At 54.1% G+C, this 22442-nt stretch carries 22 protein-coding genes; 2 read left to right on the forward strand and 20 right to left on the reverse strand.

Annotated features, from left to right (window positions below):
• Positions 1-13: 13 nt before the first annotated feature.
• Positions 14-1117: a hypothetical protein gene (locus tag G506_RS20540; RefSeq protein ID WP_028117885.1), complete on the reverse strand. Its 1104-nt coding sequence runs from the start codon at positions 1115-1117 to the stop codon at positions 14-16.
• A 340-nt stretch (positions 1118-1457) separates the two neighbouring features.
• On the opposite strand from G506_RS20540, the gene G506_RS20545 reads away from it, so the two are divergent.
• Positions 1458-2078 (forward strand): GIY-YIG nuclease family protein, encoded by a 621-nt coding sequence (locus G506_RS20545; protein ID WP_156904936.1) that lies wholly within the window; start codon positions 1458-1460, stop codon positions 2076-2078.
• 348 nt (positions 2079-2426) lie between these two features.
• On the opposite strand, the gene G506_RS20055 is transcribed toward G506_RS20545, so the two are convergent.
• The 4 genes from G506_RS20055 to ahpC all read right to left on the reverse strand — a co-directional run bounded on the left by G506_RS20055 (position 2427) and on the right by ahpC (position 5679).
• Positions 2427-2642, reverse strand: a complete 216-nt coding sequence (locus G506_RS20055) for a hypothetical protein (protein WP_035387474.1) — start codon at positions 2640-2642, stop codon at positions 2427-2429.
• Between the two features lie 77 nt (positions 2643-2719).
• Complete coding sequence (locus G506_RS0116810; protein WP_028117886.1) at positions 2720-3343, reverse strand: nuclease-related domain-containing protein; 624 nt, start codon at positions 3341-3343, stop codon at positions 2720-2722.
• An 80-nt stretch (positions 3344-3423) separates the two neighbouring features.
• Positions 3424-5013, reverse strand: a complete 1590-nt coding sequence (gene ahpF, locus G506_RS0116815) for an alkyl hydroperoxide reductase subunit F (RefSeq protein ID WP_028117887.1) — start codon at positions 5011-5013, stop codon at positions 3424-3426.
• Between the two features lie 108 nt (positions 5014-5121).
• Entirely contained in the window at positions 5122-5679 is a 558-nt protein-coding gene (gene ahpC / locus G506_RS0116820; protein WP_028117888.1) for an alkyl hydroperoxide reductase subunit C, read from the reverse strand.
• Between the two features lie 489 nt (positions 5680-6168).
• Here ahpC and metH point away from each other — a divergent pair, with 489 nt between their 5' ends.
• On the forward strand, positions 6169-9870 hold the full coding sequence (gene metH, locus G506_RS0116825; protein WP_028117889.1) for a methionine synthase: 3702 nt from the start codon (positions 6169-6171) through the stop codon (positions 9868-9870).
• 15 nt (positions 9871-9885) lie between these two features.
• Here the strand turns inward: metH and G506_RS20985 are convergent, their stop codons facing one another.
• From G506_RS20985 to flhF, 15 genes are all read right to left on the reverse strand, one after another.
• Entirely contained in the window at positions 9886-10071 is a 186-nt protein-coding gene (locus G506_RS20985; protein WP_156904937.1) for a hypothetical protein, read from the reverse strand.
• Positions 10072-10234: 163 nt separating this feature from the next.
• Positions 10235-10672 (reverse strand): DUF3010 family protein, encoded by a 438-nt coding sequence (locus tag G506_RS0116830; protein WP_028117890.1) that lies wholly within the window; start codon positions 10670-10672, stop codon positions 10235-10237.
• A 117-nt stretch (positions 10673-10789) separates the two neighbouring features.
• A complete protein-coding gene (locus tag G506_RS0116835; RefSeq protein ID WP_028117891.1) occupies positions 10790-11956 on the reverse strand; it encodes a nucleotide sugar dehydrogenase in 1167 nt (388 codons plus the stop codon).
• Between the two features lie 76 nt (positions 11957-12032).
• Positions 12033-12437, reverse strand: coding sequence for a DUF2802 domain-containing protein (locus G506_RS0116840; protein ID WP_028117892.1), 405 nt, complete (start codon positions 12435-12437; stop codon positions 12033-12035).
• Positions 12437-12925, reverse strand: a complete 489-nt coding sequence (locus G506_RS0116845) for a chemotaxis protein CheW (protein ID WP_028117893.1) — start codon at positions 12923-12925, stop codon at positions 12437-12439. The genes G506_RS0116840 and G506_RS0116845 overlap by 1 nt, the downstream gene beginning before the upstream one ends.
• Complete coding sequence (locus G506_RS0116850) at positions 12922-13578, reverse strand: chemotaxis protein CheW (protein WP_028117894.1); 657 nt, start codon at positions 13576-13578, stop codon at positions 12922-12924. The genes G506_RS0116845 and G506_RS0116850 overlap by 4 nt, the downstream gene beginning before the upstream one ends.
• A complete protein-coding gene (locus tag G506_RS0116855) occupies positions 13579-14349 on the reverse strand; it encodes a ParA family protein (RefSeq protein WP_028117895.1) in 771 nt (256 codons plus the stop codon). It abuts the gene before it with no gap.
• A 4-nt stretch (positions 14350-14353) separates the two neighbouring features.
• Entirely contained in the window at positions 14354-14626 is a 273-nt protein-coding gene (locus tag G506_RS0116860; protein ID WP_028117896.1) for a hypothetical protein, read from the reverse strand.
• Entirely contained in the window at positions 14619-15659 is a 1041-nt protein-coding gene (locus G506_RS0116865) for a protein-glutamate methylesterase/protein-glutamine glutaminase (RefSeq protein WP_028117897.1), read from the reverse strand. The genes G506_RS0116860 and G506_RS0116865 overlap by 8 nt, the downstream gene beginning before the upstream one ends.
• Positions 15660-15673: 14 nt before the next feature.
• Positions 15674-18127 (reverse strand): chemotaxis protein CheA, encoded by a 2454-nt coding sequence (locus tag G506_RS0116870; protein ID WP_028117898.1) that lies wholly within the window; start codon positions 18125-18127, stop codon positions 15674-15676.
• Between the two features lie 24 nt (positions 18128-18151).
• Positions 18152-18877 carry a protein phosphatase CheZ gene (locus G506_RS0116875; protein WP_028117899.1) on the reverse strand — a complete coding sequence of 242 codons (726 nt, stop codon included), beginning with the start codon at positions 18875-18877 and terminating at the stop codon, positions 18152-18154.
• A 32-nt stretch (positions 18878-18909) separates the two neighbouring features.
• Positions 18910-19293 carry a chemotaxis response regulator CheY gene (gene cheY / locus G506_RS0116880; RefSeq protein WP_028117900.1) on the reverse strand — a complete coding sequence of 128 codons (384 nt, stop codon included), beginning with the start codon at positions 19291-19293 and terminating at the stop codon, positions 18910-18912.
• Positions 19294-19338: 45 nt separating this feature from the next.
• Complete coding sequence (locus tag G506_RS0116885) at positions 19339-20058, reverse strand: RNA polymerase sigma factor FliA (protein WP_028117901.1); 720 nt, start codon at positions 20056-20058, stop codon at positions 19339-19341.
• A complete protein-coding gene (locus tag G506_RS0116890) occupies positions 20051-20941 on the reverse strand; it encodes a MinD/ParA family protein (protein ID WP_028117902.1) in 891 nt (296 codons plus the stop codon). The genes G506_RS0116885 and G506_RS0116890 overlap by 8 nt, the downstream gene beginning before the upstream one ends.
• On the reverse strand, positions 20934-22442 hold the full coding sequence (gene flhF, locus G506_RS21110) for a flagellar biosynthesis GTPase FlhF (protein WP_035387475.1): 1509 nt from the start codon (positions 22440-22442) through the stop codon (positions 20934-20936). The genes G506_RS0116890 and flhF overlap by 8 nt, the downstream gene beginning before the upstream one ends.

The following is a 22442-nucleotide window of genomic DNA, read 5'->3' on the forward strand; positions in this document are numbered from 1 at the left end:
CTTAGGCATTCAATTAGTATACTTGTACATTCAAGTTGTATCGGTTTATGTTATAAATGTTCAGAACAAGCATATCATCCCGACCATAGCTACCCATAAACTCATTATATAAATCCCAATCACCATGAATGTAACCCCAATAAGGTTTATAATCATTTTTTATTTTATCGACAAATTCAGGCGTGTCACTTTCATTAGGCAAGTAAGGTCGATGAAAACCAACTTCCGCGCCCTCTTCCATATTCTTAGTGGTCGCCCCTGCGAAAGCCATCGCGCATGCTGAATAGCATTTACTGTGCTTATCCAGAGTAAAATTCCAGTTATTTTCACGGAAGTAGGTGCCCATCTTGATGCCATCAACAAGTACGCCGCCAGGGCTATGCATCATAATTCTTTTAAGCGTAATACCTTGTTTTTCATAATGCTCTACATACTTGAGAAAGATGTCATAAACACCTTGTGTAAATGCCCCTTCTGCCCACAAATAGTTCCCATGTTTATCTTGGCCAAGTAAAAACTGCATTGATTTAGCATCTTGCAACGGGTGCTGGAACTTCGCCGGCGCCTTAATTACAGGTTCTGGGTGAACCAAAGGCTGTTTCGGTGGTTCTGGCGCTTTCTCTGGCGAAGGTATAGGTTTACGTTCGGAAATAGGTTTACGTTCGGAATTTAGCTGATCTTTCTTTTCAGGCTCAATTTCTCGAGGCGTCGGTTCGGGTTCAAGTTCAGGCCTAGGATCTATGGAAGAGCCTTTAGCAGGTGCCCCCTCTTGGGGTGCCTCATCTAGTTCCGGTTGCCGTGGTTCTTCTGGCGGCTTAGCTTTTTGAGTTTGCGGACACACGCAGTTACACTTTTCTTTAACCGAAGCCTCTTCAGCCAGTTCTTTCACTCTTTCTTGCTCAACACGACGTTCAATTTCCTCACCAATAATTGGTTTCGGCGCTTCGCTGGTGCTCCGTAGTGAATGGTACTCGGCCAGCGAACTGCACCCGCTAAGGATTGTCATCATCACTAGTGCAACAGCGGACTTGGTTAGGCTCATGGTTTTGTGCTCTCGTGCTATTTCTATCGTGAGTTTACAGTTGAATTTAAATTTAGTGAAAATATTTCTGTTCACTCACTTCCCTGCAATGAACAAGAACCAATAATGAATAAGGTTCACAAACCTACTAACTTAACGTCACCCAACATATAAATCCAAAATTTCATTAACCAATAGTGAGATTAAATATCTTATCACCCTGATTGCTTATTGCATCAAAGCAAAGAAAAGGTTAATGATGTAACTATTTTCCATTAATGAAACAACCCTTAATAACGCTGAGACCACCTTGCTTACGAGTCAGGTAACTCAACTTTAAAAATATTGTATTTATACATTAAATTGTAAATTTATGCTTTACCACCTCTGTATGCAAGTCATATCATTCGGCAACACCCTAAAAGAGCAATAACTCGTGAAACGACCATTTGTAATGCACCGTCCAGAGCAGGGCTTTGTGTACATTTTAACCAACCAAGCAATGCCAAATCTCGTAAAAATTGGCATGACAGGTCGCAGCGCTGAGATGCGCTGCCAAGAATTAAACAAGCAAAGTGCTGCAGCATTGCCACATCCACACAGAGTTGTGCATTCAATAAGATGCTTTGACCCCTACGCAGTAGAGCAGCGCGTTCACCACCTCCTGAAGCGGAAACGTCCTAACCCACGTCGAGAGTTCTTTTCTGTGACACCGATAGAGGCTAAAGCTGCGATCGAAAAAGTGTTATCTGAACCAATTCCTGAGCCATTACTTCGCCATTTAGACAAACAATATTCTAAATCCCAAAAAGACAAAAATGCTTGGGACAAATATCAAGCCAATCAAGTATATAACAAAGACGAACAACCATATACCCAGCCGTTAGGGCAGAGCAATCAAAGCAGCCAGCCAGATCACAAAAAAACATCAACGGAAACGCAATCCCAAGCATCAGAACCCAAAGATTTTCTTGACTCAAATAAGTTCTGGGCTGCTATGTTCATTGCCTTTGTAATTTTATTTACTGCCTGTTATTTTGTAATGGAAACCTTTTAGTAAAATTCATAACAACGCCCATAATAAAAATATTATTTTGACAATACTAATTTCACCACAAATAAGGCATGTAAAACATATTTACTTCAATGTTTACCCACTCCTAATAAAAACGTGCAACCGAAGCGATGATACATAAATATAGAGTTTTGTTTGTAAACAAACTGTGTAATGAGGTAGCCCCAATTATCTACAAAGATCCCGACCGACTTAGTACCACTACTGCCAATATGACCACGTTCAAGGCAACAAGGGGAAGCAGAAAAATCCGAATCAGCGTAAACCTTCGTAATTTTCACTAATGCGTAAAAAGGCGCCCCTGAGCGCCTCTTTGTTATGTCCCGGATCTTACACTTCCAACTGTTGCAGCAGTTCTGGCATCAGCTTTTGCAGTTCGGCAATGCCGGCTTTGGCATTAACGTTGATCTCCACCCAGCCGTCAGTGCCAAGTTTGGCTGCAGAAGTGAAGTCAATTTGCAAAGCGCGGGTCGATAGATCGTAATTGCCGGCCACGCGGTAGGTGCCAAAACGGCTTTCCAGCCGTGCAATTTCAAATGGCGTCATGGTTTCCTCAAGAGCTTCACCAATAATTGCCGCAAACCTTAAGGGATCCCCCACCATCTAGCCACCAAAATTGTGCCTCACAGCCGCGGTTGACGCCGCTGTTGCAAATTGTGCCGATGCAAAGAGTCGGTCTCATCACTCTCACTTAGCCGGCAAAACTGCAACCGCCCCAAACAAAATTGAACCCGATTAATACTCAACAATTGCTCGCCCCGTTGCGGGGCAAACCACGCGGGGTATTGCTGCAGCTGGATAACATTGCTTGGCATCGGGGTTTTAAATTCCGCAGTGCCAGAGAAGATAACCAGCGACTTAAACGCCTCGCTTGGCAAAAAATCAAACAGTTGCTCCAGTGCTTTTTGATGACGATAGTTTTGCCGCAGTGGATTTTGGAATTGATGTTTTTGTCGATACACCACTTGAGTCCAGCGGGCGGCGGTCGGTTGGCCAAAAATCCAGCCACGATAGTGCTTCGACTCAATCACATAAATGCCGCTGGTTGCCAACAAGATATGATCGATTTGGGTGGTGCTGCCGTCGGCCAACTTTAATGTGATGTTATTAACCAAAACCTCTTGCTGAGGGTTAAGTTGACGCCCCAACACCTCAGCAACTTGGCGTTCTTGCCACGAACGTTGATAACGACGTTGCCAACGACCAGCAATAAAACCTAACACAAGTCCAATAACCAGCGTCACCATCGTTCCTCTCCTTGGCTATCTAAGCCCGGCGTAAAAACAACAAAAGCTGCCCAAGGGCAGCTTTATCATCAGATTAATCGTTAAGCGGCGACCGATTTCCCCGCCGGCACTGGGGTACGGATCAGATAATCAAAGGCACCGAGGCTGGCTTTGGCGCCCTCGCCCATGGCGATGATGATCTGCTTGTAGGGCACAGTGGTGACATCGCCAGCGGCAAACACCCCAGCCACAGAGGTTGCGCCGTGGGCATCCACTTCAATTTCACCACGGGGCGATAACGCCACTTTGGAATCGTTCAGCCATTCGCTGTTCGGCACTAAGCCGATCTGAACAAAGATCCCCGCCAGCTCAACATGTTTAGTCTCGCCAGTGGTGCGATCTTGGTAATTGAGGCCAGTTACCCGAGTACCATCCCCCAACACCTCGGTGGTTTGTGCCATGGTGATGATCTCGATATTGGCGGTGGCATTGGCTTTGTCGATCAGCACTTGGTCGGCACGCAGGCTATCGGCAAATTCCAACACGGTAACGTGTTCAACGATACCGGCCAGATCAATCGCCGCTTCAATGCCGGAGTTACCGCCACCAATTACCGCGGTGCGCTTGCCTTTAAACAGCGGGCCGTCGCAGTGCGGGCAGTAGGCTACGCCCTTGTTGCGATACTCCTGCTCACCGGGAACGTTCATCTCGCGCCAGCGAGCACCGGTGCTGGTAATGACGCTGCGGGCTTTGAGAACCGCGCCACTGGCCAGCTCGACATGGATATAACCGTCGGCGGTTTCCTCTGCGCCAACCAGTTGCACCGCCCGTTGTTCGCTGATGATCTCCACCCCGTACTGTTTGACGTGCTCTTCTAAGCTGGCCACCAGTTTCGGTCCAGTGGTGGCAGTCACCGAGATAAAGTTTTCAATCGCCATGGTGTCTTGCACCTGACCGCCGAAACGCTCTGCCACCACGCCGGTACGAATGCCTTTACGAGCTGCGTAAATTGCCGCCGAAGCCCCCGCCGGGCCACCGCCGACCACCAGCACATCAAACGGCTGCTGTTCATTGAGTTTGGCCGCTTGCTTTTGCGCCGCACCGCTGTCGACTTTGTTGAGGATCTCCGCCAGCGTCATTCGACCTTGGCCGAACAGTTCGCCGTTGATGAACACACTGGGCACCGCCATGATGTCGCGATCTTTCACCTCTTGCTGGAACGCCGCACCGTCAATCATCACCGGTCGGATCAGCGGGTTAATCGCCGCCATCATATTGAACGCCTGCACTACCTCGGGGCAGTTTTGGCATGACAGTGAGATAAAGATCTCGACATCCAGCGGCTTATCCAGCACGGCGATCTGAGCAATGGTCTCCGTTTCGAGCTTCATGGGGTGTCCACCACTGTGCAGCAGCGCCAGTACCAGCGAAGTAAATTCATGCCCCATCGGTAACCCAGCAAAACCAATGACGGTGCCTTTAGCAAGGTTTTCCACCCGCAGTTGCGGCTGGCGGCTGTGATCGGTGATCACCGCGACGGTCAACAACTCGCTCAGCTCGGCCAGCTCTTGTGCCAAGGTTTGCAGCTGCTGCGACATCTCGCTGTCGTTCAGGCTAAGGCTAAGCTGTACTGGGTTTTTCAGGTTGCTAAGGTAACTGGCAAGTTGCTGCTTCATTCCGTGGTCAAGCATGATCGGCACCTAATAAATTTTTCGAAATCAGAGACAAAAATGCACGGAGGTTGGTATTGCCCCACCTGCCGTGCATCACTCTTGGCTATCGGTATGCGGTTACGACGGTTAGATTTTGCCAACCAGATCCAAAGACGGTGCCAGAGTCGCTTCGCCCTCTTTCCACTTGGCTGGGCATACTTCACCTGGGTTATTGGCCACATACTGCGCCGCTTTAACCTTACGCAGCAGATCTTCGGCGTCACGGCCAATACCCTCGGCGGTGATCTCCATCGCTTGAATAACCCCATCTGGATCAACCAAGAAGGTAGCGCGATCCGCCAAACCTTGACCTTCACGCATCACCCCAAAGTTGTTGGTGATATTGCCGGTTTGGTCGCCAACCATGAAGTAGTCGATCTTGCCGATGGTGTCAGAGCTGTCATGCCAGGCTTTGTGGGTAAAGTGGGTATCGGTAGAGACCGAGTAAACTTCGACGCCACGGCTTTGCAGCTCGGCGTAGTGATCCGCCAAATCCCCCAGCTCAGTTGGGCAAACAAAGGTGAAATCCGCTGGATAGAAGAAGAAAATGGCCCATTTGCCCAGCACGTCCTGCTCGCTGATCTCAACAAACTCACCCTGTTTGTAAGCGGTGGCGTTAAATGGCTTGATCTTGGTATTAATCATGGTCGATTCCTTATTAACTCAGTGATTCTGACGCACTATTCGGCGTTGATGGGGCAATCATGGCAACCCAAACCAATCAGGTAAAACAGTTAAACTGCATCATCTTAATCTAATAATGCGTTTCAAATAGCAATGGCTATTCGCTATATCCTGTTGATGAATCCAGATCCATCGCTCGACCTATTTCACGCCAAGCGCCCAAGCCCTGCATTGATCCAGCGCAGGATTGACGGTCGTGATATCGACATCACGCCGTTTACCTTGGGTGCCGCGTCCCCGCTGCTACTGTCGCCTAACCCCGTAGCGGCGGGGAACTGCATCGAACAGCCCTGCCCTTGCTTTCATCTCGCCTATCGATCAATAACCAATCTGTGCTTGCTTCTTGTACGGCGCTCGCTACGATAGACGTCTAAACGTTTAAAAGGCCAAGTTGATTTGGTATGCCAATCGCGATGATGGTATTGCGGTGGTGTTAAAGGGAGTGGTGCCATGGCAGTTGGGCAAAAAGTCAGTGATTCATTCAAGCAGCTTACCGAGTTGCTTACGCAGCGAATTGTGATCCTTGATGGCGCCATGGGCACCATGATCCAGCGCCATAAGTTGGATGAAGCTGATTTTCGTGGCGACCGCTTTCGCGATTGGCCCTGCTTACTGAAGGGCAACAACGATCTATTGTCGCTGACCCAACCGCAGATCATCGCTGAGATCCACCGCCAGTACCTGCTTGCTGGCGCCGATATCATCGAAACCAACACCTTTAACAGCACCAGCATCGCCATGGCCGATTACCAGATGGAGTCGTTGGCCAGCGAAATTAACTTTGAATCGGCCAAATTGGCACGACAAGTGGCCGATGAGGTAACAGCGGCAACCGGCATTGCGCGCTTTGTTGCCGGCACCTTAGGCCCAACCAACCGCACCTGCTCGATCAGCCCTGATGTGAATGATCCCGGCTTTCGTAATATCGATTTCGATACTTTAGTCGACGCCTACTGCGATGCCACCAACGCCCTGCTTGATGGTGGCGCTGACATCATCATGGTGGAAACGGTATTTGATACTTTGAACGCCAAAGCGGCGCTGTACGCCATCGATGCGGTATTTGAGCAGCGCGATTGCCGCTATCCGGTGATGATCTCCGGCACCATCACCGACAGTTCTGGCCGCACCCTGACCGGCCAAACCACCGAGGCGTTTTACAACTCACTGCGGCACATCAACCCCATCAGCTTTGGCCTTAACTGCGCCTTGGGTCCGAAAGAGTTGGTGCCCTACATGGCCGAGCTGAATCGGATCAGCGAAGCGCCAGTATCGGCGCACCCCAACGCCGGCTTGCCGAATGAATTTGGCGAATACGATGAAACCCCGGCGCAGATGGCGCAGATCATCGGCCAGTGGGCCAAAGATGGCTGGCTTAATATCGTTGGCGGCTGCTGTGGCACCACCCCAGAACACATCGCCGCCATTGCGGCAGCGGTCAATGGCATCGCCCCACGACAAGCACCACAGCTTAGCGTCAGTACGCGGTTGTCGGGGCTGGAACCTTGTAACATCGACGCCGATTCGCTGTTTGTTAATGTCGGCGAGCGCACCAACGTCACCGGCTCAGCGCGGTTTTTAAAGCTGATTAAAAGCGGCGATTATGAAACCGCGCTGGAGGTCGCCAAGCAGCAGGTGGAAAGCGGCGCCCAGATCATCGACATCAATATGGATGAGGGGATGCTCGACGCCACCGAGGCGATGCCACGGTTTTTGAAACTGATCGCCGCCGAGCCGGATATCGCTAAGGTGCCGATCATGCTCGACTCATCCAAGTGGGAGGTACTCGAAGCCGGGCTTAAGTGCATCCAAGGCAAAGGGGTGGTTAACTCGATCTCCCTTAAAGAGGGCGAAGAGGCGTTTATCCGCCAAGGCAAGTTACTGCGTCGCTACGGCGCCGCGGCAATTGTGATGGCCTTTGATGAACAAGGCCAAGCGGACACCTACCAACGCAAAGTGGAGATCTGCACCCGCGCTTACAAGGTGCTAACCGAACATGCCGGAGTGCCCCCAGAAGACATCATCTTCGATCCCAATATCTTCGCCATCGCTACCGGCATCGATGAGCACAACAACTACGCCGTCGACTTTATCGAGGCCTGCCGCACCATCCGCGCCACCTTGCCGCACGCGCGGATCTCCGGCGGCGTCTCCAACGTGTCGTTCTCGTTCCGCGGCAATAATCCGGTGCGTGAAGCGATTCACGCGGTGTTCCTCTACCACGCCATCAAAGCCGGGCTAACCATGGGGATCGTCAACGCGGGGCAATTGTCGATCTACGATGACATTCCAGCACAGCTGCTAGAACGGGTTGAAGATGTGGTGCTGAATCGCCGCGACGATGGCACCGAACGGCTATTAGAAATTGCCGAAACCTTTCGCGACGATCAGCACGGCGACGGCAGTAACCGGGCACAGCAAGATCTCGAATGGCGCAGCTGGCCGGTGGCGAAACGGTTAGAGCACGCCTTAGTGAAGGGCATTACCGACTACATCGAGGAAGACACCGAAGCCGCACGGCTTGAGGCCAACCAGCCGCTGGAGGTGATCGAAGGGCCGCTGATGGATGGCATGAACGTGGTCGGCGATCTGTTTGGTGATGGCCGGATGTTCCTGCCCCAGGTGGTGAAATCAGCGCGGGTAATGAAACGGGCGGTAGCCTACTTAAACCCCTACATCGAAGCCGCTAAGGTTAAAGGCCAAAGCAACGGCAAGGTACTGATGGCCACGGTGAAAGGCGATGTCCATGACATCGGCAAAAACATCGTCGCGGTGGTGCTGCAATGCAACGGTTATGAGGTGATCGATCTTGGGGTGATGGTGCCGGTGGAGAAGATCATCGAAGTGGCCATAGCGGAACAGGTCGATGTAATTGGCATGTCGGGGTTAATCACTCCCTCACTGGATGAGATGATCCACAACGTCAAAACCTATCAGAAGCATGGCCTTACCATCCCCTGCATCATCGGTGGCGCAACCACCTCGAAGATCCACACCGCGGTGAAAATTCACCAACACTACCCCCATGGCGCCATCTATGTCCCCGATGCGTCACGAACGGTACCGGTGATCGCCAAACTCTGTAGCGCTGAACGTGAGCAGTTTATTGCTGAACGTTACCGCGAATACCAGCAGCTGAAACAACAGCGAGAACAGCAAGGACGCCGCAAAACCTTAATTCCATTGAGCGTGGCGCGGGACAACCGCTGCCAAATCGACTGGGCAAACTACCAACCAGCAGTACCTAACCAACTGGGGGTGTTCACCCTAGCGGACTACCCGCTGCAAGACTTAATCGAGCGCATCGACTGGACGCCGTTTTTCCGCAGTTGGGGACTGCACGGTAAGTTTCCAAAGATCTTTGATAACCCCACCGTCGGTGCTGAAGCCCGCGAGCTGTACGACAACGCCCAGACCATGCTGGCAACGGTGGTACAACAAAAGTGGCTGCAAGCAGCGGCAGTCTATGGCTTGTTTGCCGCCAACACCTTAGATAACCACGATGACATTCAGCTGTACCGCGATGACAGTCGCACTGAACCGCTGCTGAAACTGCAGATGCTGCGCCAGCAGGTCGAGCGCCTCGATAATCACAACTACGCACTATCGGATTTTGTCGCCCCACAAAGCAGCGGCTGCCGCGATTACATGGGCGCCTTTGCAGTGACGGCGGGGATTGGTATCGATGAGCACGTTAAGCGCTTTGAAGATGCCGGCGACGACTACAACGCCATTATGATTAAAGCGTTGGCGGATCGCTTGGCCGAAGCCTTTGCCGAACGGCTGCATGAACGGATACGCAAGGAGTTCTGGGGTTACGCCAGCGATGAACGCTTGGATAACGACCAGCTGATCCGCGAACAATACAAAGGCATTCGTCCCGCTCCCGGCTACGCCGCCTGCCCGGATCACACCGAAAAAGGCCTGCTGTGGCAGTTGCTAGAGCCAGAAAAACGGATTGGTCTAAATATCACCGAGAACTTCGCCATGTACCCAACCGCGGCGGTCTCCGGCTGGTACTTTGCCCACCCGGAATCACGCTACTTTGGCGTTACCGACATCGACCAAGACCAGCTCGAAGACTATGCCGAGCGCAAAGGGATGACGGTTGCCGAAACCGCCAAGTGGCTGGCGCCGTTGCTGCATCAGTAGCACCGTGTTTAATGGCTATTTCGGCTCATCTATCGCTTCAATCCGTTCGAGTTCCTCTTGATGCTGGAACAGCACCGCATCGCACTCACGGCAGCGATATTTGTGCCAATTTGCGCGGGTTATATGACGCTCTAGAAATCCTCGTCGTAGGCGCCTTAGTTGGCTGCGCTCACCACAGACTGGGCATTCGTTGTAACTCATTCGATCAGCTCCATTGATGCTTAGAGTTAGTTCACAAACTGAGGGGAATATAATCAAATGTGATCACGATCACAAATAAACGTAAAAACCTCAATAACAACGCTTTAGTGGCGATAAAAAAAGACGGCCTGTCGGCCGTCTTTCGCTAATGATGAAATCGCAATTACTCTTCGCCGTACAGTTGGCTTTGGCAGTAAGCGTAAGCCACGTCAAACGCTTGCTTTTGGAACTTCTTCAAGCCCAGCTCATCGAAGCCAGCCTGTACCGGGTTACGCTTGATCCACTCTTTAATTTCGGTCGGGTGCATTACGGTTGCGCCCGCTTGTACCAGCTGCATCGCCGCTTCCATCTTGAAGGTATCGCCGCTGCCAGCGAACTTACCTTTGGTTGGACGCTCAATGATGGCGATATGATCAACGTGGTAATCTTCGGTCAATTTGCCGAAAGCAAAGTGAAACTTACGCAGTGCTTCGGTGCTCTCGCCCTTTGGCATCGGCATCGACAGTTGGCGCAATGACAGCACTTCAAACAGACCATCTTCCATCGCTAGCAAGCAAAATACCGCTTCGCCGCCTTTAATCTCTGCCCCTAAAACTCGCATGGTTTACTCTCACTAAAAACATTCTGCGGTTATTGTAACTCAGACCACGGCTTTGGCTGTAAAACAAAAGCGGCCGAGTTTCCTCAGCCGCTTAATGGTTATCGCGTAAGTGAGCGGTTAATCGCTGCCGAACAGATCGCGGGTATAGACCTTATCGGCAACATCACGGATGTCGTCGGTTAGGCGGTTGGCGACAATCACATCCGACACCGCCTTGAACTGCTCGAGGTCGTTAATTACTCGCGAGTTGAAAAACTCGGGCTCAGTCAGCACCGGCTCATACACCACCACTTCGATGCCCTTGGCTTTGATCCGCTTCATCACCCCTTGAATCGATGAAGCGCGGAAGTTGTCGGAACCGGCTTTCATGATCAACCGGTGTACACCAACCACCTTGGGTTGCTTCGCCAAGATGGCATCGGCGACAAAATCTTTACGAGTCCGGTTGGCATCGACAATCGCCGAGATAATGTTGTTCGGCACGCTCTCATAGTTAGCCCGCAACTGCTTGGTGTCTTTCGGCAGACAATAGCCACCATAACCAAAGCTCGGATTGTTGTAGTGGCTGCCGATGCGCGGATCAAGGCCAACCCCTTCAATAATCTGCCGTGCGTTCAGACCATGGGTTTCAGCGTAGCTGTCGAGTTCATTAAAGTACGCTACTCGCAGCGCCAGATAGGTATTTGAGAACAGCTTGACCGCTTCCGCTTCAGTAGAGTCGGTAAACAGTACTGGGATATCTTGCTTAATCGCCCCCTGCTGTAGCAGCCCGGCGAATACTTCAGCCCGTTCGCTTTGTTCGCCAACGATGATCCGCGATGGGTACAGGTTGTCGTACAGCGCTTTGCCTTCGCGCAAAAACTCCGGCGAAAAGATGATGTTATCAGTGCCGAAACGCGCTTTTAGCTGTTTGGTATAACCCACCGGTACGGTGGATTTGATCACCATCACCGCATCCGAATTGATCGCCAGCACATCGCTAACCACCGCTTCCACCGATTTGGTGTTGAAGTAGTTGCTGCTCGGATCGTAATCGGTTGGGGTGGCGATAACCACAAACTCAGCACCCTGATAAGCCTGTTGCTTGTCTAAGGTCGCGGTGAAGTTCAGCGGCTTATTGGCCAAAAAATCTTCGATTTCGGCATCGGCGATCGGCGCTTGTTTGTTATTAAGCATCGCCACCTTTTCCGGCACGATGTCCAGCGCCACCACTTGATGATGTTGCGCCAGCAACATCGCATTCGATAAACCAACGTAACCGGTTCCGGCAATGGCGATTTTCATAAACAAGATCCCACTATTTTTAACTGCCGCCAATAATGCCACAGTCAGTCGCTAATGTATTGAAAGCCGCCGTAAATCAACGACGATGCAACGTCACCAATAGCTGTGCTTCGGCTCTTGGTAGCTCGCACTCTTTGATGATCTCATCGACGTCGGCGCCCAGTTCCACCATCTTCATCGCGCGGTTGTAAAGCTTGGCATCGGGATCGGTTTGCAACACTTCATCTTGACGAGCCCGCAGTTGCTGCTGATGTTGCTCCAACTGTTGGACCCGACGGCCAACCCCGTGGGCGCCGCTGCGCAGTTCAGTGAGCTCCCGCTGCTGCGACTCCAGTTGCGTTTGAGTCGCCTTCAGCAGCAGTTTTAACGCCTCTATTTTGCGTTCATATTGACCTAACTTAACCGCCAGCCAGCGCCGCAAAGCCAGCGCCAACAGCCCCATCAATAACATGCAAACACACAGGGGCAATAACCAACTCATCACAGGGTTGCGATCTCCGTCCATTCATCGTTGCTTAGCAGCTTTTCCAAATCCACCAGGATCAGCAGTTGCTCATCGCGGTGACAGACCCCGTGGATAAAGCGGGCATTATCATCATTGCTAACCCGAGGTGCAGCGTCGATTTCAGCGCTGTTGAGGTAAACCACCTCAGCCACGGCGTCGACCAACATGCCGACCACTTGTTCGTCTGCTTCGATAATCACGATGCGACTGCTGTCGGTGATCTCCCCCGGAGCCAGCCCAAATCGCGCTCGAGTATCGATAACGGTGACCACATTGCCACGCAGATTAATGATCCCCAGCACGTAACGGGGCGCCCCTGGTACCGGTGCAATGTCGGAGTAGCGCAGCACTTCACGCACCTGCATCACGTTGATGCCGTAGATCTCTTGTTCCAGCTTAAAGGTGACCCACTGCAGCACTTCACCTTGCTTGTCGGTATTACTCACCACGGTTGAGGCATTCATCGTATTGACTCCTGTAAGGTAAGCGGCATCTTCGCCTGTAACTGGGCAATCAGCGTCGGTACATCAAGCACCACGCATTGCGTTGATTTAAGGATGGCGCCGATTCCTCGGCGCCGTTGTTGTGGCGCCCGCCACTGAACACTGGCAGCGTCCAGTGGCGCACCTTCGATAATCTGCTGACACACCAATCCAAACTGACCATCTGCCAATTTCAACAGATAGCCACGACGGGGGCGCTCGTCTTGATAGCGGCTTGGCAACAACCAACGACCGCTGTCGATTGCCCAGGTTGCACCCTGTCGACCCAATAGCCAATCCGGCTTAGCTGGCGGGACGTCAAGCGCCGCACTCCACGGTTCAACCCCAGACAACTGCGCCAACGGTAACGCCACCGTCACCCCAGCCAGTTGAAAATAGAGGCAGGGTAATGACTCTGGTCCTGGTTCTGGTTCTGGTTCTGGTTCTGGTTCTGGTTCTGGTTCTGGTTCTGGTTCTGGTTCTGGTTCTGGTTCTGGTTCTGGTTCTGCAGGCAGGGCAGCCATGGCAGCCGGTTGCGGCAAACTGCCGCTGTCTCGCGGCTCCGCATCTGCATCCGTGGGCGTCAATAGCACATTGAAATATTCTGCCAGTGCTTGTTGGGCTATGGTGGTCATCTAGGCTTGCTCCAACAGTTCGTCCAGCAGTTCTCGATAGGCTGCAACCCCACGGCAGTCAGCGGCAAACTGTGGCGGCGGCAGTTGCGCCTGACTGGCGTCACGAAACCGAGTGTCGACTGGGATCACCGAATGCCACAATTGCTGCGGATAGCTGCGTGCCAGCGCCGATAGCGCTTGCATCGACGCTTTGGTGCGCCGATCAAACATGGTCGGGACGATAGTAAAATTGACCGTGCGGCGACCACCGTGCGCCATCTGCTCGAAGGTAGCGACCATCCGTGCCAGCCCTTTCAGGGCCAGATATTCGGTTTGTACCGGCACAATCACCCGATCGGCACAAGCTAAGGCGTTGACCATCAATACCCCCAGTACCGGCGGGCAATCGATGATCACCACATCATAGCGCCCGGCCAATTGCGCCAAGGCATTGCCAAGCACAAACCCCATTCCCAGCTGAGCACCAAGGGTGCGATCTAAGGTCGCTAACGCGGTGGAGGCTGGCAACAGGTGCAAGCGCTCAATCGCAGTCGGTAGGATCACCGCTTGGCAGCTGGCGGTAGTCAATTGATCTGGGTGGCAAAACAGATCAAACAGCGACCGTTCGAGGGTTTCCGTTTCCACCCCGAGGTAGTAACACAACGACCCATGCGGATCGGTATCCACCACCAATACCCGCTTGCCCTGCTGCGCCAATAGCCCCGCCAGCGAGATCACCGTGGTGGTCTTGCCGACGCCGCCCTTTTGATTAACCACTGTCCAGATCTGCACCGGCTTATTCCGCCATCGACGTCGGTTGCGGTGGCGCTGACTTGGTTAACCTACGCAGCAGTTCCTGTTTTTGCTGCTGCAACAACAACACTTGCTGTTGCAAGCCTTGATTGGCGGCCGCCTGCTCGCTGATGCGCAGTTGCAGTTGCCGCTGCTCGGCAAGCAGTTGCTGGTTATACAACTGCTTATCAACCGCCCAAAACAGCGACACCAACAACATCAACAGCAGCAGCGCTAACGCCAGCGGCCATGGCCGCAACACCAAACGATCAGCCATAGGTTTCACCTAAAATCGCCGCCGCCATCTTATCCAGCGGCAAACAGCGCTGGGCCAGGCCTGCCTTGGCTACCGCGCGCGGCATGCCATACACCACCGAGCTCTGCTCATCCTGCGCCCACACGGTCGCACCTAAACGGCTTAATAGCCGGCAACCTTCACGACCATCGGCACCCATGCCGGTTAATACCAGCGCCAGTACATCAGCGCCAAGCAATCTGGCGGCGCTACCAAAGGTGATATCCACTGATGGCTTGTAGTTGATCCGCGCCTCACCACCGACCACCTGCAAACGGGGGCTGGCGGCACTGCCTTGCAACAGCAGTTGCTGACCTCCAGGAGCCAAATAGGCGCAGCCACGACGCAATAACTCACCAGATTGCGCTTGCTTAACCTCAATCTGACACAGATTGTTCAAGCGCTCGGCAAAGGCTGGGGTAAAGGCCGCAGGCATGTGCTGCACCAGCACAATCGGCAATGGATAGTCCCAGGGTAACTGGGTCAGGATATTCTGCAGCGCCACCGGCCCGCCGGTAGAGGCGCCAATCAACAGCGCCTTATAACCGGCACGACGAGGCGGCTTAGCGCTGATCACCGGCGCAATCGCCGCAGGCTGAGACAGCCCAACCCGGCAACGACCACGGCCAAGTTGTTTGACCCGCTGCTGCAGCACCAACGCCGCTTGAGCGCTGTCGCTGGCAATATCTTCAAACCGTTTGGGCAGATAATCGGTGGCACCGGCGTCTAACGCATCCAAGGTGGAGCGAGCGCCATGCTGAGTAAGTGACGAGAACATCAACACCGGTACTGGTCGCTCGGCGATGATCCGCTTCATGGCGGTGATGCCGTCCATCAACGGCATCTCGATATCCATGGTGATCACATCTGGGCGCAGTTGCCGAGCCAACTCAATCGCTTCAAGGCCATTGCTGGCCGCCGCGATCACCTGAATGGCGGGATCGCGATTTAAGATCTCTTGCAGACGCCGACGAAAGAAACTGGAATCGTCGACCACTAAAACCGTTACTGGCATCTGTGTATTGTTACCTAACGACGCCCAGCGTAATGGTTAATCAATCCCGGCAGATCCAAAATCAAGGCGATGCCACCGTTCGAGGTAATGGTCGATCCGGCCATTCCCGGCACCCCTTGCAGCAGTGCCCCAAGAGGCTTAATCACCACCTCTTCTTGGCCAATCAAGCCATCAACCACCAGCCCAACCAAGGTTAAGCCAACCTGCACCATCACCACATGGCCAAAACCTTGCCGCTGGGCCCGCGCCTGCTGCGGTCGCAGCCACTGATCTAGATAGAACAGCGGAATCGCTTTTTCACGCACGGTGATCGACAACTGACCATCGACTAAGTTGGTTTTGCGAAGATCCATATGGAAGATTTCAGCAACCAGCGACAGCGGCAACGCAAACACTTGCCCTGCGACATTGACCATCAACGTCGGCATGATCGCCAACGTCAGCGGTACTTTAATGTCGATGGTGGTGCCGCGGCCGGGGTAAGAATCGATATCCACCGAGCCATTAAGCTGGGTGATGCGGGTTTTCACCACATCCATACCTACACCACGACCAGAGATATCGGAGATCTCGGTCTTGGTCGAGAACCCCGGAGCGAAGATCAGCGCATAAGCCTCTTTATCGGACATCCGGTTGGCGGCGTCGACATCGAGCACACCGCGGTCGATGGCGATCTGTTTCAGCTTGGCCGCATCCATACCGGCGCCATCATCAACAATCCGCAGGCGGATATGATCGCCCTCTTGGCTGGCGGACAAGATAATGGTGCCTTGGCGGTCTTTACCCGCTTGCTGACGGATGGCTGGCAGTTCAATGCCGTGATCAACCGCGTTGCGCACCAAGTGCACCAACGGATCCGCCAGCGCCTCAACCAGATTCTTATCCAGATCGGTATCTTCGCCCTCCATCAGCAGTTGTACCTGCTTATCAAGATTACGCGCCAGATCGCGCACCACCCGAGGAAAACGACCAAACACCTTTTTGATCGGCTGCATTCGGGTTTTCATCACCCCCGATTGCAGATCGGCAGTGACCACATCAAGGTTGGCCAGTGCCTTGCTCATCTCCTCATCCTCGCGCTCGATACCGAGGGTTAATAGGCGATTACGCACCAGCACCAGTTCACCGACCATATTCATGATCTCATCCAGTCGCGCGGTATCGACCCGCACAGTGCTGTCCCCTTGGACTGAACCGGCTACCCGTTTGCTGGTGGCAGGCGCAGCGCTGTTATCCGACACCGCCACTGGCGTGCTGTCGGCATAGGCGTTAGCGCTGGCGGCGGCGATCTGCTCGGCCACCACCACGGCCGCCTGCAACGCCCCTACCGGATCCGCAACGACCTCTTGCTCTAGCGCCACTTCCGCTGCGGCCGCGGCGGCAGATAACACCGCCGAGGTGGAAACGGTCGAAGCTGCCAGCGCCGCATCAACCGCGGGCGTCGCCACGGCCACCGCGCCACGAGCAAGCGCTGGCTGTGACGGCGGCAGCGGCTGTGGGAAACCGCTGTGAGACGGGCCTTTACCAACCCCATGCAGCTGATCCAGCAGCGCTTCAAATTCATTTTCGCTGATCTGTTGCTGGTCATCGTTGACGCTGAACTGCCCTTTGCCGTGCAGTTCATCCAGCAACGCTTCAAACTCATCGTCGCCAATCTCATCGTCCGTCAGTGCCGACGATTGGGTTGGCGCCGCCGCAACCAGCGGCGGCGTCGCCACCGTCACCTCTCCGAACTTGCCTTTGCCGTGCAGTTGGTCAAGCAGTGACTCGAACTCATCTTCACTGATGTGATCGTTGTTGCTTTGTGCCTCGACAATGCAGTCGAGCATCTGTTGATAAGCTTGATTATCCAGCTGATCGATGGCGAAGCCAGCGCTCGACTGACTAGAGGAGGCAACCACCGTCGATTGCGGCTCGCTAGGCGTTGCCGTCAGCGCCGCTAAGGTGAGATCGGCACTATCGGTGAACGGCAGTACTGGCACCGCTTCGGCCATAACCACCGTGGGCGCCGCCACTTGGCACGGTTCAAGCTGCAGCGGCTTTGGGGCCGCAGCAGTGGCAATCGCCGCGGCGTTAACATTACCAGCGCAGGCTTGGGCCAACAGCTGCAACAACTCATCGTTGCTGCCACTGGGCTCTTGCTGCTGCTGTAACAAACTAAACATGCCGTTGACTTCATCCAGCGCCGTAAGCACCAGATCCATCAGCTCTGCGGTTACCTGCAGTTGTTGATTGCGCAGCAGATCAAACAGGTTCTCGGCGCCATGACAGGTATCCACCATTGGCGTTAGCCCTAAAAAGCCAGCGCCACCTTTAACGGTGTGAAAACCACGGAAGATGGCATTCAGCAGCTCCTGGTCATCGGGATCCTGCTCAAGCTCAACCAGTTGCCCCTGCAGCTGTTCGAGGATCTCGCCGGCCTCGACCATAAAGTCGTGGAGGATGTCGTCTTCAAAATCCAGTGCCATGGCCTGTTCTCCTTGATTGCCGCGCTAAAAGCCAAGGCTCGACAACAGATCGTCGACCTCATCTTGGCCACTAACCACATCCATCTTGTTGCTGGACGCCACCACCGGCCCTTCCGCCATCAGCAGATCTTGTTGCCGCTGCTGGCGTTCATTACCTCCAAACAACGTCAGCAGCTCCACCAGGCTTAATTCAACTTCGCGCACCAGTTCAATCACCCGCCGGATCACCTGCCCGGTCAGATCTTGAAAGTCCTGCGCCAGCAAAATCTGGTTGAGCAGCTCTCGCAGCCGTTCGACATCGCAACTGGACTCGTTCAGCAGCCCATGCAGGTCGTGACACAAGGTTTTAAACTGCTCGAGCTCCAGCTCTCGCCGCAACAACTGTTCAAAGCGCGGTTTCACTTGCAGCAGCTTGGACTGCATCGCCTCGGCCAACGGCAAGCTCTCCTCGACCGCATCCATGGTGCGGTTGGCCGCTTGCTCGGTCATGCCGATCACATAATTCAGGCGCTCTTTGGCGTCGGGGATCTCATGGTTGGTCAGCTCGGCCAGACGCTCATCCAGCTGAAATTCCGCCATCGCATTGTGCAGTTGCCGAGTTAACTTGCCGACCTCATCAAACAGCGGTTGATTCAGGGGCTGACACAGGCAGCGAAACAGTTCATCGGCGCCAGCCTGATCACCCTGCTCCAGCAGCAATACCAGCGACCGCGCCTGCGCTAACGACACCAATGATTGGGATTCACTCATTGACTAACGATCCTTGTGTTCAAGCCCTGACGTTACGCCAAACGCTCAAAAATCTTGTCCAATTTCTCTTTTAAAGTACCGGCAGTAAACGGCTTAACGATGTAGCCATTAACCCCCGCTTGCGCCGCCATAATGATCTGCTCGCGTTTCGCTTCGGCGGTCACCATCAACACTGGCAGGTGCTTCAAACTTTCGTCACTGCGGATCGCCTTAAGCAGATCGATGCCCTGCATTCCGGGCATATTCCAATCGGTTACGACAAAGTCGAAATCGCCGTTTTGCAACATCGGCAAAGCGCTGGAACCATCATCGGCTTCTTGGGTGTTATTAAACCCGAGATCTCGTAGTAAGTTTTTGATGATCCTCCGCATTGTTGAAAAATCATCAACAATCAAGATCTTCATATTCTTGTCCAACGTGCCCTCCACGTTATCTACTGCGTTGTTATTATTAAGTTGGCGCTATGCCGCCTCGGTCCAGCTGCGCAGTTTGCTGCGCAACCGAACCATCGCTTGACTGTGGATCTGGCTGACTCGAGATTCACTGACCCCCAGCACCGCGCCGATCTCTTTTAAGTTCAACTCTTCGTCGTAATACAGCGACAACACCAACGCTTCACGCTCTGGCATCTGTTTGATCGCCGCAATCAAAGCTTGTCGAAAACGTTCATCGGCAATATGGCTAAATTGATTAGCACTTTCGTCACTGCCTGCGACCGTTTCCAGTGGCTGCGCCATATCATCGAAGCCGATGATCCGGCCGCTGCTAACGTCAGAGAGGATGTGGTGATAGTCATCCAACGACATCTGCAGGTAAGCGGCCACTTCGCTGTCGCTGGGATCGCGACCAAGACTGGCCTCTAGGGTGGCGATTGCCTCATTGACCATCCGGCCGTTGCGATGCACCGACCGTGGCGTCCAATCGCCACGGCGGATCTCATCCAGCATCGCCCCGCGAATTCGAATGCCAGCAAAGGTTTCAAAACTGGCCCCTTTGCTGGCGTCAAAATTACCAGCCGCTTCCAGTAGCCCAAGCATCCCCGCTTGCAGCAGATCGTCCAGTTGCACACTGGCGGGCAGCCGCGTCAGCAGATGATGACCAATGCGTTTCACCAACGGCGCGTACTGAGCCACAATCAGGGCACGATTGTCCTGCTGGCCGTACGCCGCCAACTTATTCACCGGCGGCTTTCCCATAAGCATTGCGTTTCACCAATTGCTCTACAAAAAATTCCAGATGGCCACTAGGCTGCTGTGGTAACGGCCACGACATCACCTTGTTGGCCAAGCCTTGATAAGCGATCGCAGCGGGGCTGCGCGGGTACGCCTCCAGCAGCACTTTTTGTTGGCGCACCGCTTTACGAACGTTTTCATCGAACGGGATGGTGGCCACCAGTTCCAGCGCCACATCCAAGAAGCGATCGGTCACCTTCGACAGTTTGGCGAACAGCTCCATCCCCTCACGCAGGCTGCGCACCATATTGGCGACGATACGAAAGCGGAATACCCCATGTTCGCGGCTAAGCAGTTTGATCAGCGCGTAGGCATCGGTGATCGAGGTCGGCTCGTCACAGACCACCACCAGCACCTCTTGCGAGGCGCGGGCAAAGCTCATCACCATGTCCGAGATCCCCGCTGCGGTATCGACAATCAGGCAATCAAACTGACGATCCAATTCGGAAAACGCTTGGATCAGTGCCGCGTGTTGCGCTGCGGTTAGCGCTACCATCTCTTGGGTACCGGATGCCGCTGGGATCACATACAGGTTTTCCGCTGCTTCGATGATCACCTGCTCCAGGGTGCATTCGCCGGCCAGTACGTGCGATAGATTGCGCCGCGCTCGGACGCCAAGCAGGACATCGACGTTGGCCAGCCCCAGATCGGCATCGAGCAACAATACCCGCTGCCCCTGTGCAGCCATGGCCGCGGCGGTGTTGATCGAGACGTTGGTTTTACCGACCCCGCCCTTACCGCCGGTAACCGCCACAACCCGAGTGGTGCGCGGTTGATTGGCTGCCATCTGTCGCAGACCGCTTGCTTGATCTTGTAAGTTCCAGTTAGTCATAGTGCCCCACCGCTCGACGTTGCTCTGCGTTAGCGCTGTTGGTTGAAAGACGGCCCGCCCCAGCGGTATTGAGTTGCTCTTCAGTTAGCGCTCGCTGCGCTAAATAGTGCGGATCGGCAGTGCGCAGATCCTCAGGCACCCGTTGGCCATCGGTCAGATAGCAGACGGGCAAATTGTTTTGCAGTAACACGCTTAACACTTCGCCAATGCTGTGGGCTTCATCCAATTTGGTGATGATGCAGCCCGCGATATCAATTCGTTGGAAACGCTCTAAGGTTTCCCGTAGCACTCGGTACTGTGCCGTTGCAGGCAAGACCAAATAGGGCTTGATCGCCACTCGAGTGGCGCTGGCCAACCGCTCGAGCTGCTCCATCAAGCGCATATCACGCTGGCCCATGCCAGCGGTGTCGATCAGGACGATGCGACGGCTGCGCAGCGAATACAGCACCTGCTCCAGCTCTTCCACGCTGGCAGCGCTGCGTACCGGACAGCCCATGATTTTGCCAAAGGTTAACAGCTGCTCTTTGGCGCCGATCCGATAATTATCGGTGGTCACCAACGCCACTTGGTCGATGCCAAAGCGACTGGCCAGACGCGCCGCCAACTTGGCGATTGAGGTGGTTTTACCAACCCCAGTTGGCCCCACTAAGGCAAACACCCCACCTTGATGCCAGGCGTGTTCACTGCCGCAGCGCAGCTCTTCTGCCACCAAGTTTGGCAACTGCGCCAAGATCTGATGCATCTCACCCTGTTGTGGCAAGCGTTTGGCAAAGTGATCCGCCACCTCACGCACAAAACCGAGATCTTCCAACTGCTCGCGTACCATCGACTGCAGCGGCTGACTGCGGGCGATATCTTGCTCCATCAAGCTCGACACTTGATGCTGCAGCAGCTTGCGGATCGAGGCCATCTCTTCGCGCATGGCGCTGATCTCAACCGCCGCCTGGTTGCGGCCACCGCCATGAGACGAGGCAGCGGTCGCCGAGGCAACGGCTTTAGGCTGCGGCGGATGGGCTGGCTCGCGCTCCGCTTGAGGCGGGGTAAAGGCGGTTTGTGCCCACTGCGGCAACACTTCTCGGCTTGGCAGCGATTGCGCCGCCTGTTGCTCGGCGTGGCGCTGTTGCCGCAGTTGCTGCTGGCGCTCAAGCAGCGCCCGCAGCCCCTCAGGATGGGCCGCGCTGGGCGCTGGCCGCGCCGCGGGTTGCGGTTCAGCGTCATAACCTTGGCGCATACCAACTCGGTTGCTTGATGAACCGCCAAAGGTTGGCTCGCTGCGAGTCGATAAACTGACGCGATCATCGCCTAATGGCCGTGTCGCCAGCGACGGTTCAGCCCGAGTTGGTGCCGCAACCGCAGGCGCGGCAAAGTCGATGGCGGCGACAATCTCGACCCCGCCGGTGACCTTTTTATTGGACATGATCACCGCCTCAGGCCCCAGCACCTCTTTGACCTCAGCCAAGGCACTGCGCATATCTTTGGCGAAAAATCGCTTAATCTTCAC

This window comes from Ferrimonas senticii DSM 18821 (assembly GCF_000422665.1).
Classification (GTDB): domain Bacteria; phylum Pseudomonadota; class Gammaproteobacteria; order Enterobacterales; family Shewanellaceae; genus Ferrimonas; species Ferrimonas senticii.

Bases quoted from the DNA above. Each gene is read 5' to 3' on its own strand.
- G506_RS20985 (WP_156904937.1), bottom strand. From the start codon at position 10,071: ATGAGTTACAACGAATGCCCAGTCTGTGGTGAGCGCAGCCAACTAAGG.
- G506_RS0116875 (WP_028117899.1), bottom strand. From the start codon at position 18,877: ATGAGTGAATCCCAATCATTGGTGTCGTTAGCGCAGGCGCGGTCGCTG.
- G506_RS0116830 (WP_028117890.1), bottom strand. From the start codon at position 10,672: ATGCGAGTTTTAGGGGCAGAGATTAAAGGCGGCGAAGCGGTATTTTGC.
- metH (WP_028117889.1), top strand. From the start codon at position 6,169: ATGGCAGTTGGGCAAAAAGTCAGTGATTCATTCAAGCAGCTTACCGAG.
- G506_RS0116860 (WP_028117896.1), bottom strand. From the start codon at position 14,626: ATGGCTGATCGTTTGGTGTTGCGGCCATGGCCGCTGGCGTTAGCGCTG.
- G506_RS0116870 (WP_028117898.1), bottom strand. From the start codon at position 18,127: ATGGCACTGGATTTTGAAGACGACATCCTCCACGACTTTATGGTCGAG.
- G506_RS0116850 (WP_028117894.1), bottom strand. From the start codon at position 13,578: ATGACCACCATAGCCCAACAAGCACTGGCAGAATATTTCAATGTGCTA.
- G506_RS0116810 (WP_028117886.1), bottom strand. From the start codon at position 3,343: ATGGTGACGCTGGTTATTGGACTTGTGTTAGGTTTTATTGCTGGTCGT.
- G506_RS0116890 (WP_028117902.1), bottom strand. From the start codon at position 20,941: ATGACTAACTGGAACTTACAAGATCAAGCAAGCGGTCTGCGACAGATG.
- G506_RS0116845 (WP_028117893.1), bottom strand. From the start codon at position 12,925: ATGAATGCCTCAACCGTGGTGAGTAATACCGACAAGCAAGGTGAAGTG.
- ahpC (WP_028117888.1), bottom strand. From the start codon at position 5,679: ATGATTAATACCAAGATCAAGCCATTTAACGCCACCGCTTACAAACAG.
- G506_RS0116865 (WP_028117897.1), bottom strand. From the start codon at position 15,659: ATGCCAGTAACGGTTTTAGTGGTCGACGATTCCAGTTTCTTTCGTCGG.
- G506_RS0116840 (WP_028117892.1), bottom strand. From the start codon at position 12,437: ATGAGTTGGTTATTGCCCCTGTGTGTTTGCATGTTATTGATGGGGCTG.
- ahpF (WP_028117887.1), bottom strand. From the start codon at position 5,013: ATGCTTGACCACGGAATGAAGCAGCAACTTGCCAGTTACCTTAGCAAC.
- G506_RS20055 (WP_035387474.1), bottom strand. From the start codon at position 2,642: ATGACGCCATTTGAAATTGCACGGCTGGAAAGCCGTTTTGGCACCTAC.
- G506_RS0116835 (WP_028117891.1), bottom strand. From the start codon at position 11,956: ATGAAAATCGCCATTGCCGGAACCGGTTACGTTGGTTTATCGAATGCG.